Source organism: Neobacillus cucumis (genome assembly GCF_023715505.1).
Genome location: NZ_JAMBOH010000009.1, coordinates 175,702 through 192,797 on the forward strand (window position 1 = coordinate 175,702; position 17,096 = coordinate 192,797).

At 36.0% G+C, this 17,096-nt stretch carries 20 protein-coding genes and 1 pseudogene; 17 read left to right on the top strand and 4 right to left on the bottom strand.

The window, feature by feature from the left end; translation table 11 throughout:
• Nucleotides 1-14 precede the first annotated feature (14 nt).
• From helD to M3226_RS15385, 9 genes and pseudogenes are all read left to right on the top strand, one after another.
• Nucleotides 15-2,324: an RNA polymerase recycling motor HelD gene (gene helD, locus M3226_RS15350; protein ID WP_251566588.1), complete on the top strand. Its 2,310-nt coding sequence runs from the start codon at nucleotides 15-17 to the stop codon at nucleotides 2,322-2,324.
• 183 nt (nucleotides 2,325-2,507) lie between these two features.
• A pseudogene (locus M3226_RS15355) lies at nucleotides 2,508-3,378 on the top strand (LysR family transcriptional regulator).
• Nucleotides 3,379-3,564: 186 nt separating this feature from the next.
• Complete coding sequence (locus tag M3226_RS15360; protein ID WP_251566589.1) at nucleotides 3,565-3,894, top strand: hypothetical protein; 330 nt, start codon at nucleotides 3,565-3,567, stop codon at nucleotides 3,892-3,894.
• Nucleotides 3,895-3,972: 78 nt separating this feature from the next.
• Nucleotides 3,973-4,413 carry an AEC family transporter gene (locus M3226_RS32495; protein ID WP_308211945.1) on the top strand — a complete coding sequence of 147 codons (441 nt, stop codon included), beginning with the start codon at nucleotides 3,973-3,975 and terminating at the stop codon, nucleotides 4,411-4,413.
• Nucleotides 4,370-4,900: an AEC family transporter gene (locus M3226_RS32500; RefSeq protein ID WP_308211946.1), complete on the top strand. Its 531-nt coding sequence runs from the start codon at nucleotides 4,370-4,372 to the stop codon at nucleotides 4,898-4,900. The genes M3226_RS32495 and M3226_RS32500 overlap by 44 nt, the downstream gene beginning before the upstream one ends.
• A gap of 138 nt (nucleotides 4,901-5,038) precedes the next feature.
• Nucleotides 5,039-5,998: an aldolase catalytic domain-containing protein gene (locus tag M3226_RS15370; protein ID WP_251566590.1), complete on the top strand. Its 960-nt coding sequence runs from the start codon at nucleotides 5,039-5,041 to the stop codon at nucleotides 5,996-5,998.
• 135 nt (nucleotides 5,999-6,133) lie between these two features.
• Complete coding sequence (locus M3226_RS15375) at nucleotides 6,134-6,559, top strand: MaoC family dehydratase (protein WP_251566591.1); 426 nt, start codon at nucleotides 6,134-6,136, stop codon at nucleotides 6,557-6,559.
• A 179-nt stretch (nucleotides 6,560-6,738) separates the two neighbouring features.
• A complete protein-coding gene (locus M3226_RS15380; protein ID WP_251566592.1) occupies nucleotides 6,739-6,879 on the top strand; it encodes a hypothetical protein in 141 nt (46 codons plus the stop codon).
• A 160-nt stretch (nucleotides 6,880-7,039) separates the two neighbouring features.
• A complete protein-coding gene (locus M3226_RS15385) occupies nucleotides 7,040-7,291 on the top strand; it encodes a hypothetical protein (protein ID WP_251566593.1) in 252 nt (83 codons plus the stop codon).
• A 57-nt stretch (nucleotides 7,292-7,348) separates the two neighbouring features.
• Here M3226_RS15385 and M3226_RS15390 read toward each other — a convergent pair whose 3' ends face one another.
• Nucleotides 7,349-8,221: a DMT family transporter gene (locus tag M3226_RS15390; protein WP_251566594.1), complete on the bottom strand. Its 873-nt coding sequence runs from the start codon at nucleotides 8,219-8,221 to the stop codon at nucleotides 7,349-7,351.
• Between the two features lie 406 nt (nucleotides 8,222-8,627).
• On the opposite strand from M3226_RS15390, the gene M3226_RS15395 reads away from it, so the two are divergent.
• Nucleotides 8,628-8,843, top strand: coding sequence for a hypothetical protein (locus tag M3226_RS15395; RefSeq protein ID WP_251566595.1), 216 nt, complete (start codon nucleotides 8,628-8,630; stop codon nucleotides 8,841-8,843).
• 432 nt (nucleotides 8,844-9,275) lie between these two features.
• On the opposite strand, the gene M3226_RS15400 is transcribed toward M3226_RS15395, so the two are convergent.
• Together M3226_RS15400 and M3226_RS15405 are read right to left on the bottom strand one after the other, a co-directional pair.
• Nucleotides 9,276-9,896 carry an isochorismatase family cysteine hydrolase gene (locus M3226_RS15400; RefSeq protein ID WP_251566596.1) on the bottom strand — a complete coding sequence of 207 codons (621 nt, stop codon included), beginning with the start codon at nucleotides 9,894-9,896 and terminating at the stop codon, nucleotides 9,276-9,278.
• 443 nt (nucleotides 9,897-10,339) lie between these two features.
• Nucleotides 10,340-10,822, bottom strand: a complete 483-nt coding sequence (locus M3226_RS15405) for a YndM family protein (RefSeq protein ID WP_251566597.1) — start codon at nucleotides 10,820-10,822, stop codon at nucleotides 10,340-10,342.
• A 235-nt stretch (nucleotides 10,823-11,057) separates the two neighbouring features.
• Between M3226_RS15405 and M3226_RS15410 the strand changes: the two genes are divergently transcribed.
• The 5 genes from M3226_RS15410 to M3226_RS15425 all read left to right on the top strand — a co-directional run bounded on the left by M3226_RS15410 (nucleotide 11,058) and on the right by M3226_RS15425 (nucleotide 13,393).
• Nucleotides 11,058-11,273, top strand: a complete 216-nt coding sequence (locus M3226_RS15410; RefSeq protein ID WP_251566598.1) for a hypothetical protein — start codon at nucleotides 11,058-11,060, stop codon at nucleotides 11,271-11,273.
• 41 nt (nucleotides 11,274-11,314) lie between these two features.
• A complete protein-coding gene (locus tag M3226_RS15415; RefSeq protein ID WP_251566599.1) occupies nucleotides 11,315-11,620 on the top strand; it encodes a putative quinol monooxygenase in 306 nt (101 codons plus the stop codon).
• Between the two features lie 200 nt (nucleotides 11,621-11,820).
• Complete coding sequence (locus M3226_RS15420) at nucleotides 11,821-11,964, top strand: hypothetical protein (protein ID WP_251566600.1); 144 nt, start codon at nucleotides 11,821-11,823, stop codon at nucleotides 11,962-11,964.
• Nucleotides 11,961-12,200, top strand: a complete 240-nt coding sequence (locus tag M3226_RS32730; RefSeq protein WP_374110608.1) for a YolD-like family protein — start codon at nucleotides 11,961-11,963, stop codon at nucleotides 12,198-12,200. Before M3226_RS15420 ends, M3226_RS32730 begins: the two co-directional genes overlap by 4 nt.
• Nucleotides 12,201-12,364: 164 nt before the next feature.
• Nucleotides 12,365-13,393, top strand: coding sequence for a DUF3231 family protein (locus M3226_RS15425; protein ID WP_251566601.1), 1,029 nt, complete (start codon nucleotides 12,365-12,367; stop codon nucleotides 13,391-13,393).
• 167 nt (nucleotides 13,394-13,560) lie between these two features.
• Here the strand turns inward: M3226_RS15425 and pdxR are convergent, their stop codons facing one another.
• Nucleotides 13,561-15,012 carry a MocR-like pyridoxine biosynthesis transcription factor PdxR gene (gene pdxR / locus M3226_RS15430; protein WP_251566602.1) on the bottom strand — a complete coding sequence of 484 codons (1,452 nt, stop codon included), beginning with the start codon at nucleotides 15,010-15,012 and terminating at the stop codon, nucleotides 13,561-13,563.
• A 133-nt stretch (nucleotides 15,013-15,145) separates the two neighbouring features.
• On the opposite strand from pdxR, the gene M3226_RS15435 reads away from it, so the two are divergent.
• Together M3226_RS15435 and M3226_RS15440 are read left to right on the top strand one after the other, a co-directional pair.
• The gene (locus M3226_RS15435) at nucleotides 15,146-15,763 is read left to right on the top strand and encodes a LysE/ArgO family amino acid transporter (protein ID WP_251566603.1); all 618 of its coding nucleotides are present in this window, start codon (nucleotides 15,146-15,148) and stop codon (nucleotides 15,761-15,763) included.
• 415 nt (nucleotides 15,764-16,178) lie between these two features.
• Nucleotides 16,179-16,967 (top strand): putative protein N(5)-glutamine methyltransferase, encoded by a 789-nt coding sequence (locus M3226_RS15440; RefSeq protein ID WP_251566628.1) that lies wholly within the window; start codon nucleotides 16,179-16,181, stop codon nucleotides 16,965-16,967.
• Nucleotides 16,968-17,096: the final 129 nt, after the last annotated feature.

Consider the following 17,096-nt stretch of genomic DNA (forward strand, 5'->3'; position numbering starts at 1 on the left):
GTGACGAATAAAGAATGAGTCAGAAAAAACAAAAATCAGTTCGAGAACATAAAGATTATCAATCGGAAGTTGAGCGTTTAGAGTTTACAAAGGAATATATTAAAAGTGTTTTGGAAATGTCAAAAGGCAATAAAGAACAGATTGTTGAGAACTTGAAAGAGGCTTTTGCTGAACTTGATACATCAGATAGTAGTTTAAGCTACATGACCCTCCTTACCAATGCACAATATTTAGAATTGGCCGAAAGCGAATTGGAAAGGTTAGCAAGCGTAATTGGCAAACCGTACTTTTCAAGAATTAACTTTACCAGCTCGGGTGACAGCAAAGAAGAGATTCTGTATATCGGGAAAGCCTCATTGTTTGACCGTGTTAATCAGACCCCCATTATTGTCGATTGGCGTTCACCAATTGCGAATGTTTACTATGATGGCCGTCTGGGAGATGTATCCTATGACGCCTATGGGGAAATGCAAAGTGGTTATTTATCGTTAAAGAGACAATATGAAATCGTGAATGGAATATTAAAAGAGATTAGAGATATCGATTTAACTACACACGATGAACTACTCCAGAAATCTTTAACAGGAAAAGCAGACAATCGCTTAACTGAAATTGTCGCTACCATTCAAAATGAGCAAAACGAAGTGATCAGAGCCTCTCTTAAACACCCCATTATCGTACAAGGAGCTGCTGGAAGTGGTAAAACAACCATTGCTCTCCATCGAATTTCTTATTTTCTATACTCTTCTGGATATCGATTTCCTCCAGAAAAATTAATGATTCTTGCACCAAATAAATTATTTATCGATTATATTTCTGCCGTTCTCCCTGATTTAGGGGTAAATAAGATAAACCAGACTACTTATATTGAATTTATGAGAACTTGCTTAGGGAAGAAAATAAAATTGTTATCCCCTAATTCCAAATTAATGATGTTGATTAACAGTAACGAAAAATCAAAAAGGGTCCAATGGGTTTCTAGTTATAAAGGATCTTTGGAATTTAAAGGGATCATCGATCGCTATTTGAAAGAAATTGAATTAGATTTGGCACCTACCGAGGATTTTATTATTGAAAAATCCCGTTTAATGAGAGGGGATAAACTAAAAAGGTTATTCTTAAAAGAATTTAAATACTTACCGATCTATAAAAGACTGGATAAAATAAAAAATTTATTAGCAAATGATTTAAGAATAAAAAAGTCCATCATCCTGACTAAAATTAACAGTAAATATGACGATGCTTTAGAAAAGGCTCTATACAGCACAAGGCTGGATGCAGAAAAAAGAAGGGAAAAAGTAGTCAGCATCATGGATTCAAAAGAATTAAGAATAAAGGCAGTAGAGCAAGAGTCAAAAGTGGCTGTAAAAAATTATATGGATTCCTTTGTTGAAAAAGATATTTTTAGCTTATATAAGGGACTAATGACTTCGCCTGAACGATTACAAAAATATTCAACGTCGCTTTCAGAGATTGAATGCAAGAAATTAACTAACTATTGTCAACAGGTTTTTGCTAAAAATGCGTTAGAACTTGAGGATTTAGCACCATTATTTTATATGAAAGCAAAACTGGAAGGTATCGAAGAACAGTATAAAATGAAGAGTATATTTATTGATGAAGCCCAGGACTATAGCTATTTCCAATTTGCAGCACTAAAAGAAGGTTTTGAAACAGATTTGTTTACAATCGTCGGAGATTTGGCTCAAGGGATTCATTCTTACCGGGGGTTAAATAGCTGGGAACCATTAGTTAAGGAAATTTTCCCAAATGCTAATTATCAAGCATTACAAAAGAGTTATCGAACGACGGTCGAGATTATGCATTTAGCAAATGACATTCTTTCGATTATGGATAAAGACTTACCAAAGGTTGAACCAGTCATTCGACATGGAGACAAACCACGTTATACGAATATTGATCCAGCCAATCTGCATCAAGTAAAAGAAATACTTGAACATGATATCCATTTATTAAAAGAGGAAGAACTTAACTCCATTGCGATTATTGGAAGAACCGACAAAGAGTGCTTACGAATTCATAAAATGCTGGAAAATAGTAATCTGCCAATTCAGCTATTAGAAGAAAAAGAGGATATGAAAAAGGGATGCATAGTGATCTTACCCTCTTACCTTTCAAAAGGGTTAGAATTTGATGCTGTACTGATTCTAAACTTGGATGAATCGTACAGTGATGAAGAATTAGACATCAAATTGTTGTATGTAGCCATGACTAGACCAATGCATCGATTGTTTTTATATGCGAGTGCGCCATCGGATTTATTATTAAATAGGGTTAATTCCGATAATTTTGAAAATGAATAAATAAAGTGCCAGGAACCATTCAAAAATAATGGGGTGCCTGGCACTTATTTTACCAAGAATAGAAAAATGGTAAAGTAGGAGTGTATATATCGGTTAATCAAAAAGGTGTGTGAATTTCACATGTTTTTTTATAAAATAATACACTCTTAAGTAGATTAGAAGTAAATATGGGGGATAAAGAAAATGGATGAACAGGACTGGATCATCTTAAAGGTGCTATACGAAAAGAAGAATATCACGAAAACAGCTGAAAGTTTATATATATCCCAACCATCATTAACGAAAAAAATTCAACAAATAGAGAAGGAATATCAAGTAGAAATCGTCATACGGGGTACAAAAGGAGTTCATTTTACACCTCAAGGAGAATACCTAGCTCAGTGTGCAGATGAAATGCTGAATCGTCTCCAACAGATTAAAGATAGAGTACTTAATATGGGTGAAGAAGTTAGTGGAACCTTACGCTTAGGGGTTTCTAATTACATAACAAGGCACAAGCTGCCACAGCTTTTAAAGCTTTTTCGTGAACAGTTCCCAAAAGTAAATTATAAAGTTACAACGGGATGGAGCAGGGATGTGTTTAATCTTGTTTATTATGGGGATGCTCATATTGGGATAGTCCGTGGGGACTATCAGTGGCCAGATTAAAATACTACTCTTTGAAGAAAATCTCTGTGTAACTTCATTAGGAAAAATTGAACTTTGTGATTTGCCTTCTCTGCCGCGAATTGAATATGAAACAGATGCTTTACTAAAGACGATGATTGATAATTGGTGGAGTGGGGAATTTTCTCAGCCGCCTTTTATAGGTATGGAAGTGGATAAAGCCGATACATGCAAGGAAATGGTATTGAATGGATTGGGATACGGAATACTTCCTAGTGTTCTTGTTCAAGAGCATCAAAACCTTCATCAGATCATTCTAAAAGATAAAAAAGGGAATCCTATAGTGAGAAGAACTTGGATGTTGTATCATGAAAAATCACTTGGAACCAAAGTAATTAAAGAGTTTGTAGAATTTGTGAAAAAATTGGATTTTAAATCTACTATTTAAGAAAGCGTGGGCAAATGCTCAGGCTTTTTTATTGTTAAAGAAATTATAAAATTTTCTAGCCCCTCGATGGCCTACAGCCACTCAGGGAATGTTGTCATTCCTTTTTTGAATGACTGTCAATAATTTATTTGTATTTCAACTGTTTAGATATTGTTTTTAAAATGAAATGGAGGAGGAGGAAAGGAAATGGAGGACAATGCAAAGAAACTTCTTACATATTTAATAGAGCAGGAAGGGAAAGATTTCGATGCACTAATAAAGGATGAGATCGAAGGGATCGTTGGATTTAGTTTTATGACCTACATTAAAAGGGCAAGAATTCATATTCAAGCCGGGAGAATAACAGTTAGCGAACCTAAAACAGGAAAATACTTTTGCTTACCGGTCTTCGGCATCAAACAGATCTACGACGAAACCTGTGGAGAGTATGATAAGGCATTAACAATAAAATATATCAATGACTATTGCATCTTCATACAAATAGTTGAGCCGTCTTGGATGGAAAAAGGCAGATAAAGCGTAATAAGAGTTTTAATATTTCACAATCACAAGGTAACATAGCATTTTGATTCTTAAAAAAGCGAGGATTATTTTATGGGCGTTTTATTTCATATTATGTTAAATGTTATTTTACCAATATTTGTTCTTATTGGTGCTGGTATATTTCTTCATAGACAATATAAATTAGACATGAACACCTTATCTAAATTAAATTCATATTTACTAATGCCTGCTGTGAGCTTTACCAATGTATATCAGAGTAAAATAAAAGGAGATACGCTCCTTGAGATTCTTAGTTTCCTTGTAATACAAGGTCTTTGTTTAATGATCGTCAGCACAGGATTATCTAAAATGGCGAAATTTGAGAGCAGTCTTTCATCTACCTTTAAAAACAGTGTTGTACTAAGCAATTCGGGGAACTTTGCATTACCTGTCAGTCAAATGGTATTTCAGAATAATCCTCTGGGTCTATCAATCCAAGTTGGTCGTCATGGTTTTTCAAAATCTCTTAACTTATACATATGGATTATTTAATTCTGTTTCTGTTGATAAAGCAAAATTCCAAGCGATAAAGGCATTTTTAAAAAATCCTGTCATCTACGCTTTTTTGTTTGGGGTTTTTCTCCATGCCTTTTCAATAAGAATACCAGAATACATATGGACACCTATAAAAAATACTTCAAACGCATTTGTAGCGATCGCACTTGTTACACTTGGTGCACAAAGTGCTTTTCTAAAAATAAGTCGTTTTTCTCTGCCTTTAATTCTAAGTCTAATTGGAAGGCTAATTCTTTCACCCTGTATTGCGTACATCATCATATTAGCATTGAAGCTGGACGGTACGATCGCACAGTCATTGTTTATTGCGAGCTCTTTTCCAACTTCAAGAAATAGTTCGTTGTTTGCACTAGAATATGGAAATCATCCTGAATATGCTGCACAAGTCGTTTTATTGTCTACTGTATTCAGTATGATGACAGTAACCACAGTTATTTTTTCTGCTCATATGTTATTTTCTTAATTTTTTTATTAAAAAGTTATGTACATTTTAAATGTTCATTATTTTAAAAAGATTGACACTTTTGATCGAATCATGATATAAGCAATAATAATAACAAATAATATGACGAATGAACATACCACAGGGGGAGTTGCAATTATGGTACATAGCAGCAAAATATTAGACTGTACGATCCGTGATGGAGGGTTAGTCAACAATTGGGATTTCAGTGTTGAATTTGTTCAGGACCTTTATAACGGACTAAGTGAAGCCGGTGTGGAATATATGGAAATTGGCTACAAAAATTCCGCCAAGCTTCTTAACGCAACCGAGCCAAATCCATGGAGATTTCTAGATGATCATTTCCTAAAAGAAATCATTCCGGAGAAAAAGTTCACGAAGCTATCTGCTCTAGTAGATATTGGCCGAGTGGATCCGAATGACGTCCTGCCCCGTGAACAAAGTGTATTGGATATGATCCGGGTCGCATGCTATATTCGTGAAGTAGATAAAGGTTTAGAACTAGTACAAATGTTTCATGATTTGGGTTATGAGACTTCACTTAACATTATGGCTTTATCCAGCGTGCCAGAACATCAGCTGATCGAAGCAATGGAAATGGTGAAAGAAAGTCCTGTAGATGTTGTTTATATCGTTGACTCATTCGGAAGCTTGGATCCTGCGGGAATTGCGCATCAAGTAAAAAAATTCCAGTCATTGCTCCCTAATAAACAACTGGGAATCCATACCCATAATAATATGCAGTTAGCATTCGCCAATACGTTGACTGCGTACCAAAATGGAGTAACCTTCCTAGATTCATCTGTTTATGGTATGGGACGTGCGGCAGGTAACTGTAACACAGAGCTCCTCGTTAGCTATATTCAAAAAACAAGCTATGAACTACGGCCGGTACTTGGCATAATCGAAAAGCACATGGTAGAGATGAGACAGAAGTGGGAGTGGGGCTATATCATTCCATACATGATCTCTGGAGTGCTTAATGAACATCCACGTGTCGCAATGGCTTATCGTAATAGCGACGAACGAGACAAATTCGTGGATTTTTATGACAAGGTAACAACACCTGAATCTACTTTAGCGACGGCTTCGAAGTAGATTAAATTCATTATTCATAAGTGGTTTTTACCGCCGCCTACGGGCGGTTATTTTTTTTGAAATTTTCATCTTGATGAGTATGTGTTGTTACTCTAATATAAACAAGTACAAAGATTTTAAAATAGAGGTGTATTTATGAAGTTAGATGAATTTTCAATTGGACAGGTGTTCACAACTAAGTCCTTCAAATTAACAAAAGAAAATATTATGGGCTTTGCAGGGGAATTTGACCCTCAGTATATGCATTTGGATGAGGAAAAAGCAAATCAGGGAAGGTTTAATGGAATCATTGCTTCTGGTATACATACATTAGCCATTTCATTTAAGCTTTGGGTTGAACAAGGCGTCTACGGTGATGATGTTATTGCGGGAACACGGATGAATAATATAAAGTTCATAAAGCCCGTTTATCCTGATGATGAATTACACTCCGTAGTTGAGGTTATTGAGAAGAAAGCGAGAGAAAATGAAACGGGAATCCTTACTGTTTTGATATCAACATTCAATGATAAAGAAGAAAAAGTTTTTGAAGGTGATTTGTCCGCTTTGATAAAGCGATAATGGCTGTGAGTTTATGTGAAAAAGCAATTGAAGATTTTAACGAATATTAAAATGAATTTTAAATGAATTTCAAAGAATAATAAAAAAGATAAATTTTATTAGGATTATCTCAGGCGAAACCAATCTAGTGGTTTAACTGCTAACATACTAATGATATATTATTATCCGGAGGGGAAATCATGAGCAAAACAGAAGAATTAAAACAGGATTTGAAACAGGAATTACAAGTCTTAAGTAGTCGACGTGATCGGATGCAGAAGAATCTTTATGAGGTGGAAAAACGCATTAATGAGATTGTTAAAGAATTGAAAAAACAATAAAAAGAGAGATTGTGAAAAATTGTACGACTATAAAGTGCTTTAACGTAATAATCATAATAAAAGAGAAGGGACTAGGAGTATACCTCAGTCCTTTTTTTGTGACTAAGACAAGAATGTATGTTCTATAATGAAATAGATAATAATAAAGAGGTGCATAAGTATGGAGTTTAACCTGGAAGTACATTTAAATATTGATGAAACTGGTCTATTAGCTAGAGGAAGATTTTCAGCAAGGAAAAGAGAAGAAATGTCAAACGTTGCCCACCAGTACATACAAAGCATAAAACGAGAAACTGGGTACCGTAAAACGTTAATTGAAAAGGTAATCGTTAACGGCACAGAAGACATAACAGGGGAAGTAAAAAAAATAGAAAATAGGCCGATTCCACCTATGGATGACATTTTTTGGTAAGAGTTGACTACAAATGAAAACCCCTTCAGATTGGATTGAAGGGGTTTTTAAATACTATTATTTTTCTTTGATAACGAATAAAACACCTGTGAGAATTAGGATTGAGCCGATCCAAAACGTTACACCTATGTTCTCTCCTAAAATAAGCCATCCAAGTAATGTTCCAACCACGGGTTGAAAGAAGAAAAATATTCCTCCACTTGAAGCGTTAAGCATTTGTAATCCACGATTCCAAAGTAGAAATCCACCTGCAGTTGAGACAATACCCAAATACAAGATTCCTCCCCAAATGGTCGGGTGAGTCAGTTGAGAGATATTAATTTCATGTAACCGTGGCAAAACAAAAGGAGTCAACACGATTAAGGCTACCAAGATGGAATAGGTGGTTACCACTATTTGTGAATAATCACTTGGCAAACGCTTAACAAGTACTGACATAATTGCCCATGTTAAAGCTGCCATAAGTAGTGCAATACCTCCAAGTGTACTGGACATGTTCATGTCACCAATTCCAACAATCAGAAGCACTCCAATTGTCGCTAACAAAACGGAGATTACCTTTTTCAACGTCAACCGTTCTTTAAGGATTAACCGGGCAAAAATAACCATAAATGCTGGTGTGGAAGAAGTTATTATCGCTCCCATTTGTGCTGTAGATAGCATTGTACCAGTTTCCTGAGCAACAATTGAAATGGCATTCCCAATGATTCCAATGGCTATGATTATTAAAAAATAACGTTTTTCGATTCGCCATTTTTGCCTTGTTATGAACCCGATAATGAGAAGTGCGACAATAGCCACTATATATCGTAGCCACACAAGTTCTAGTGGAGGTATGACCGCTACTACAACTTTTACAACAACGTACATACCGCCCCAAATACTTGAGGCTAAAATTAAATATAAGGAACCTAATAAGGTGTTTTTCATTTTTTTGTACCCTCCGTCTTTTGTTTAGGTCGAAAATACCCCTAACGGAGAGATGTAGTCACCTTCACGCCATTAGGAGCAGAAGCGTGCTACAGGTATATCATTTTCAAATAATGGGGTCCAATACATTTTAATTCACCTCTAATCCATCTAAATAATTTTCTAATTTTTATTATAGCAACTTTATTCAGCCTGTGTGTTAAGAAATTATTATAAGTAGAATGTGAAGTGCACTTAAAGTAAGGGTGCGTTAGCAATAAAAAAACCATCTATCGATTTTTCACTATTAACATCAGTAAAGGAATTTCTAATTTTATTAACGGAACGAGCAGTTATCGATAATTCTTGGTTGAATCTTCGATAAATTTGTATAATATTTTTGTGAGTTATTAACTGCGAGAGGTCGATGAGAGAGATGAAAATTAAAAAAATCGTGAATAGGATTTTTGTGAACAACCTAGATGAAGCTATCCATTTTTACGAAGGACTGTTTCAGACCAAAGCAACAAGATTCAACTATTGGGATAAAAAATTGGACATTGCCGCTTTAGGAGACTTTTTACTAGTTAGTGGGACTGATGAAGATTTAGCAAATATACGAGATTCACTATCTGTTTCTTGATAGATGATATTCACGCTTATAAGACTTGGCTGTTGGATAATGGGACCGTAATACGTCAAGATATTACGAAAGACTTTTCAGGCTACAACATGATTGTACAACAACCAGATGGTACGGTGGTTGAATATGTGGAACATAATTTTAGTTACTAAGTAAAGAGCAAATAATAAACTAAGTTGGGCGAATACATAAAAATGCTTCACAGAGTATGATGACCATGTGCAACAGACCTTGAGAGTGCCGCAAAAAGAATGATTGTGAAGAAATGTATTTTAATTAACGGGTGCATAACTTAAAGATCCGGCTTTAGTTTCTGCCGGATCTTTTTCTTCAGCTAATGGCAGGTAAGTAGAAAAAATTTAAAAACAAACAAAAAGAGTTACTTCCAATAGCAAACCTTTTAAATCAACTCCTGGGAAAATGTTTTATTTCTTATAATTGAGAGATCGCCTGTTGTGTTGACCATGTAGCACTGCTGAATGCCTGATAATTTGTTACAGCTGCTTGAAAATCCTTCTCACTTATGGTGGCAGTGGCATCATAAACAACAGCTGTTTGGAATCCATTTTCGATTAAGTCTCTCATATGCGATTCTACACAAATGTTTGATAGGACGCCTGCCAGAATGACCTTTTCTTTCCTGTGCTGACGTAATTGGTAAACAAGATCATTTGTCTGTGGACTGGCAATCTTATGGGCGGTCGCAATGACTGTTTGGTTAGCTAAAATATATGGCTTAAGGGAAGGAACCCAGTCGGCTCCTACAGAAGTATAGTCATTTTGTTTTTGATATACTCGAAGATTTAATAACATTTCTTGTTCAGCTCCGGTAAATTGCCAACTATAATCATGGGGATATATATAATGGGGTGATATAAAAAGTTGATATCCTTTATTCATGGCTGTACTTATTAGAATTTCAAGGTTACCTAGTGTGTTGTAATGTTTAATAATTTTTTTTGTTAAATGGTACCCTTTACCTCCGGGGGACAGATAGTCATTTTGTGGGTCCGTTATTACAATTGCTGTATTAGCGGGATTAGGTTTAAACATTATTTTCCTCCAATTCACATAAATAAGTATCCTGTAATTTAATTCAATTTTTGTTCTTTGATGAATATATATTGATGGGTGCTTGGACACATTCTGTTTTAATGGAGCTAGGGTATAAATGTGTTCTCCTTTTAAAGATCAATTCAGGCGTAACCTAAAGTCCGCATATATATGCATTAGAAAGGGTAATACTTGTTTAACTACCGAGTGGGAATGTTCAATTAGAGGAATCTTTATTCTTATTCCGCAAAGGGCAGGATCGTTGAAGAAATGGGTAGTAAATTGATATAAATCGTAATAGGTTTCGGTGGGGAATACGAACCCGGCGGAGAGCGAGGCTATCTTGAACGCTTATCAAATTACTGTAGAAAATGCAACAGCGGAAAAATTGTGATAATTTAAAAAAGCGTACATTCATTTGGAATGTATGCTTTTTTTGACTATTATTGTTTATTTTGATTCTCCTGAGACTTGTCCTGTTGAGCGCTTCTTACATCCTGTTTAACAGGAGTTAATTCAGAAGACGCTTCTGTTTGAAATTGTGGTCTTGCAGTTTGCATGGTTTGTTGCTGATTGGAAGCCTGTTTGCCAGGTTCTCTTCCTAATAAGCGATGGAAGAAGATTTCGAAAGCTGTGATGGCTATCGAGCCAATAAGTGAAGCGGATAACACGTCATCCTCAATGGTCATATTATCGATCATTAGGTAGAGAATTACAAACGCTAAAGCAAAATCAGCAATAGTTGCCACTGTGTTATTGGTAACCCGTAAAATAAATAAGTCACCCACTACATAACTAACAATAGCTAATACCGCTGAAATTCCTAGGATATCAGAAGCACCCAAATTGTAGCCCAACGCATCGATAATACCCAGAACAACCACAGGTGCAATAAACTTCATGACAATTCTTAAAATATGCCCCATTTCTTACACCTCCTATGTATATTTTTCGTTAATCGCTTTTTAGATATACATTGAGATAAAAGGAGGTTTCAGGAGGCTAAATTGGATGCTAACTGAAAGTTATAATAGGTGTGTGATTGTCTAAGTGGCGGTCATTTTTTTATTGTTGTACTAAGTACGTAAAGGGATCACGTTTGCCGCCATATTGTTTACGTAAATTCAACTAATTGCGGGGTTTTTGCGGGAGCAAGCTAGAATGTTGGCAGTGGCACTTAGAGATGCTATTGCACACGGTACATTTCAGGAAATTGATACCGTGGCAGCAAGTTTTGGAATGTCTAGATTTATGGAAAATGACACTCTTCGAATGTTATTGTGGCGTGATGAAATAAGTTTATATACTGCTAAATTCAAGGGGTGTAAAAAGTTAATTAATTATTTTATCAATCGGTATAGGGGAAATTTGTTTTGATGTAGAAATAACTAACAGGTGACAGAATTAAGGAGGACAATATGAACAAATTTAGTTTGTTTGGCAAGTTTATCGTACAAGAAGGCGAACGTGACACAATGGTAAATATTTTGATGGAAGCAGCAGAATTAATGAAGAATCTGGATGAATGCGAGATATATCTAGTAAATATTTCTGAAAACGAGCCAAATTGTGTTTATGTTTATGAAGTGTGGAGTAATGAAAATGCTCATCAAGCCTCTCTAACTCTTGAAGTTACACAAACATTAATCAAAAGGGCAAAACCAATCATTACTGGAATGGAGAGAATCATGACCCTACAAACAAGGGGCGGAAAGGGCATTTAGCAGGCGGAGAAGCAAACGATATTAAAATTATTATTAAATCAGGACAGAGACTGAGAAAATTATGATTTAGATTGACAGTTTTTTCATTTTTTTGCTTCTTCCACGAACTGGTGGAATAGTTGAAGAAATGGGTGATAAATTGATATGTATCGTAATAGGTTTCGGTGGAAATTACGAACCTAGCGGAGAGAGAGACCATCTTGAACGTATATCAAATTGCCGTAGCAAATGCAACAGCGGGGGCGATAGGAGAGCGCGGTAAACAGAAAAAATGGCAGTTTGCGTTTGGGATGGCGGAATTGATTAAGGCTCACGAGATCATTGGATCAACTAGGAACGTATGAAAAAGCCAATCATTGATGTATACGTGAAGGAAGAGTTTGACCTACTTATCTGTCATGCGAAGGAGTATAACCTACCGGAAAAGATACCGATATGGTCTGACGGTTTTATACCCGAAATAACTGGTCGCATCCAATACTTAGATCCAATATCGCACCAACTAAGGATTGAACTTCAAGGAGGGGAGTTTCGAAGGATTGATTTCGGGGATGTTATAGAATTGTCTGTTGTTGATTAAATGTCGTTCGAATTTCTAAATTTATTTATCGCCTTCTTCAGTTAACTACCAAATAGTGGAGGGAGGAAATGGATAAGGCCTATATTAGGAAGAGGATATAACACATAAATTTTACAGCTTTGTAAATGATACCAAATAGAATAGTTTTGGAGGGAACATATTACATGCTCGAATCTATAAACGATGAAACTCCACATCACGTAAGATTAACTGCCCCCGAAATCGCAAACATTTGGTCACAGTATCAGAATGACTCAATGGCAATATGCATGTATAAATATATGATTAATATTGTAGAGGATGTATCTATTCGTCCAATATTGGAATGTACATTGAGATTAGCTGAGGAACACATTACCATAATAAGGGATTTTCTTATTCAAGAAAAATTTCCTATTCCTCACGGTTTCACTGATGATGATGTGGATTTATCGGCTCCTCGCTTGTATTCAGATGAATTTTTTTTATGTTATACCTACATAATGAGTATCAATGGTTTGGCTGGATATGCGGCTGCTTTATCAACAAATATGCGCAGGGACATACGAGATTATTTTGTCAAATGCCAAAATGATACGATGGAACTTTTCAACAAATCATTAGATTTATTATTGGAGAAAGGTATAGTATCCAGACCACCATTCATTAATCCCCCAGACAAGTATGAGTTTATTGAAAAGCATAATTTTATTGAAGGTGTGTTTGGAGGAAAAAGACCGTTAAATTGTATTGAGATAAGTAATTTATATTGGTATTTGAGAAAAATTCAGTTAAGTAAATCACTTACTATGGGATTTTCTCAAGTTGCTAAATCTCAAGAAGCAAAACTCTATTTATGGCGTGGTGTCGAAATTTATAATAAACACATTGAAATATTTGAATCAATTATGTCCCAAGACCATCTTCCAAAACCAAAATCGGAGGAAGCGGAAGTAACGAGTTCAACAACAGCACCTTTTTCTGACCGTCTTATGATGTATCATAAATGCATCTTAGGTTCCACAACCATAGGTTCGTACGGTTCAGGTATCGGTACATGCCAACGTATAGACTTGGGGATACATTTTGCAAGGCTTATTTCCGAAATGGCACAGTACATGGAAGATGGGTTAAATATTATGATTAAAAACAAATGGGCTGAACAGGCACCTTTGACAGATGACAGAGAAAACCTATCAACTAGGAAAAATTAATGAATGGTCCCTTTGTATAAATGTGTCTCAAACAAATATTGGTCTTCTTCAACTAAAGAGGGCAAGAGTTAAAGCTCCAGCTGCCATTTTGGCGGCTTTTTTTTATTGAGCTAACGGGTCATGTTAGTTTACAAGGAATCGTGAAATAGGGGCTCCAATTGAAGCCCTTATTTGGCTATTGTTTTTACAATTTTTGATAAGCGTTTAAGACCATCCTCTATATGTGGAAGAGGAGCAAATGAATAGGAAATTCGAAGATATTGTTCAGCTTGATGATCGTAAACATTTCCTGGATTCAGTAATATTCCTTCTGTAAGCGCAATTTCAAATAATTTTCTCATAGAGAGTGATGGTAACAAACGCAACCAAATATAAAATCCTCCAGTTGGTTTATCCCAAACTGCAATATCAGAAAAATACTTGTTCAAAGTATCTAAAGTAAAATCTCGTCGAGTTTTCATTTGTTTTCTTACTTCATGAAGATGTTCATTGTAAAGTCCACTGGAAAACCATTCTACTGCTGCCCATTGTGATATAGAACTAGACCCATAATCAGTTTGCATTTTAATATCTGCTAAGTGCTCAACTACTGGTTCTGGACCCACAATCCATCCAATACGAAGTCCAGGACTTAAAGATTTAGATAAACTTCCCAAATAAAGGACAAGTCCATGTTTGTCAAAAGCCTTAATTGGTTTTGGAGGATTTTCATCGAACCATAATTCTCGGTAAACATCATCTTCAATCAAAGGTAGTTGTTCTTGTTGACAAGTATCTAGCAATAATTTACGTCTTTCCACAGTCATTAAGGTACCAGTTGGATTATGAAAGGAAGGAATGGTATAGAGTAAAGCAGCTTTTTGTTGTTTTTTATATTGTTGAATATGATTGGCTTGAATTCCTTCTTTATCCAAAGGGATGCCCATTAAACGCATACCTGCTGACTGAAAGACATTTAAAGAGTGAAGATACGAGGGCTTTTCTGTTAATACGGTAGAACCCCTATGTAATAAACCCACACTTATAAGCTGTAGACCTTGTAATGCACCTGATACGATTAAAATGGAAGAAGGAGAAGCAGTAATCCCGATTGTCTTTAAATAGTTTGATATTTGTTCTCTTAAGGGCAGCAACCCCTTTGGTTCTTCATAGCCATAAGAAATTTCTCTATTCGACAATTGATGGAAAATTGTTTTCATTGATCTACTAGGAATAAGATTTGGCGATAATTCTCCAGTTCCTAAACGAATGATGTTCGGAGTAAATTCAGCTTGATTTATTTCTTGAATCGTTGGCAAGTTTGGCTTGTGAGTTCCGAATTTTACATATGAATTCCAATCGGGAGGAGGGCTAGTAGCTAACAGGTTCCACGTATTGTTCACGACTCTTGTTCCACTGCCGCTTTTTCCCTCAATAAGTCCTTCAGCTATTAATTCGTCATATGCGGTTACAATGGTACTTCTATTTACTCCTAATATCTTTGCTAAAGTACGCTGGGGAGGGAGCTTATAGCCGATCGTCCACTCTCCATTGGATATTTTTTCTTTCATAAAATCAGTTATTTGTTTATGTAATGGTACTGGCGATGATTTATTTGGTTTCCAATCGGTTTTAAACATCTAAATGGTCCTCCTTTTTGTATATTATATTACTTGGTTGGTTTGGATTCCATCCAATTGGTTGGAGACAAAAACAAAATTTCGAAATAAAATAGGAACCGTTGAATAATTAATAGGAAAGAGGGAAATTAGGATGTTAGAACCATTTTTTCATGGATTTATTCTTGCACTAGGACTGATTCTTCCTCTTGGTGTCCAAAATGTTTTTGTTTTTAATCAGGGGGCACTACAGCCGCGTTTTGTTTATGCATTACCAGTCATCATAACAGCTTCTTTGTGTGATACCCTATTAATCCTGATATCTGTTTTGGGTGTTTCATTTCTTATTTTAGGTTCATTTTGGATAAAAATGATTTTAATTGGAGCAGGTTGTATTTTTTTGATCTATATGGGATGGAGCACATGGAATAGTAAGCCAAGTAATGAAAGAGAAGTACGCGGGAATAAAATTTCTTTAAAGAAACAAGTATTGTTTGCAGCATCTGTTTCCTTACTGAACCCACATGCCATCATGGATACTGTAGGTGTAATTGGTACAAGTTCATTAAGGTACCAGGGGGAAGATAAAGTTATCTTTGCTTTTGCTTGTATTTTAGTTTCATGGATTTGGTTTTTTGGACTTTCACTGATTGGGAGAATAAGTAGAAAGGTTGATAAATCTGGAAACTATTTGTTGATATTAACTAAAATATCGGCCCTAGTAATGTGGGGGGCAGCAGTCTATCTTTTGTTAACTTTATTGAGTAAATAAATAAGATCAACTAGAAAAATCTGGCTAACCAAATAATACAAACGTGTGCTGGAATTCAAAAGCTATAGCAGAAGTATAATTATTTAATGTGTTGAATAAAAATTCATTCTATGTTAATATAATAATAGTTTAGATTCTTCGGAGTTTAGACCTCCTAAAATGGACTTAGCCTAGACCACTAAGTTCAACATTGACCTTTGATTTTATAAATCAAAGGTATTTTTTTGGATATTGATATAAATTGGTCACTCATTCTACATAATTATTGATTTAAATTGGATCATATCTTTGTAAATTTTGAAGCTAAACTAACTGGGCATTAATGGAAGAAGGACTTTTCCGATTTTTAACGAACTACCTATAATAACCTTTACAAGGATTGGTGGTATTTATAGGTAAGCACATGAAATTTAAGATTGATGACCAAATTCAAAAAAATATAATCGAGATACTTCGGACCGAAGGTTGTGTGTTTGCAGAAGAAGAGGCACGGCTTCTTATTTCTGAGGCACGGACATTGGAAGCCCTCTTCTCTATGGTCAATCTTCGAATGAAAGGTGCCCCTCTTGAATATGTCCTCGGTTGGGCGGAATTCTGCGGTATCAGAATATCAGTAGAACCAGGAGTCTTTGTACCCCGCCGCCGTACTGAGTTTCTCGTTCAAAAGGCAATTGCCCTTTCTGCTCCTGGAGCAGTAGTAGTTGATCTTTGCTGTGGTACTGGAGCGGTGGGTGTGGCGATAGCAAAAGCTCTTGGGCGTATGGAGTTGTATGCAGTAGACATCGACCCAAACGCCGTGCGCTGTGCTATCCGCAATGTTACATCCCTGGGTGGTCACGTATATGAAGGGGACCTCTATGAGTCACTACCTGCCAAACTGCGTGGAAAAGTCGATATCCTAGTAGCAAACGCGCCTTATGTACCGACCGAGGCAATCGAGCTGCTCCCCCGAGAATCGCGTCTACATGAACCGAAGGTGGCGCTTGACGGAGGAAATGACGGACTTGACATTCAGCGGAAAGTGGCCGAAGAAGCATCCCTCTGGTTAGCTGCTGGAGGGTACCTGCTGGTAGAAACGAGCGAAATGCAGGCACATCAAACCTTTGAAATCTTTACTCAACACGGGCTAATCTCTCAGTTGACCCACTATGATGAACTTGAGGCTACATTAGTAATTGGAACTAAACCCACCCGATTAAGTTGAACTGTGTATGTCTAATATTTAGTGAACACGCATCTTTCATATGAAGGAAGTGGGGCATTTTAGTTTGTGTATAAATATTCTTAAAGGAACGGGTGTAAGAGTTGAAGAACCAGCACCATTGGCGGCTTT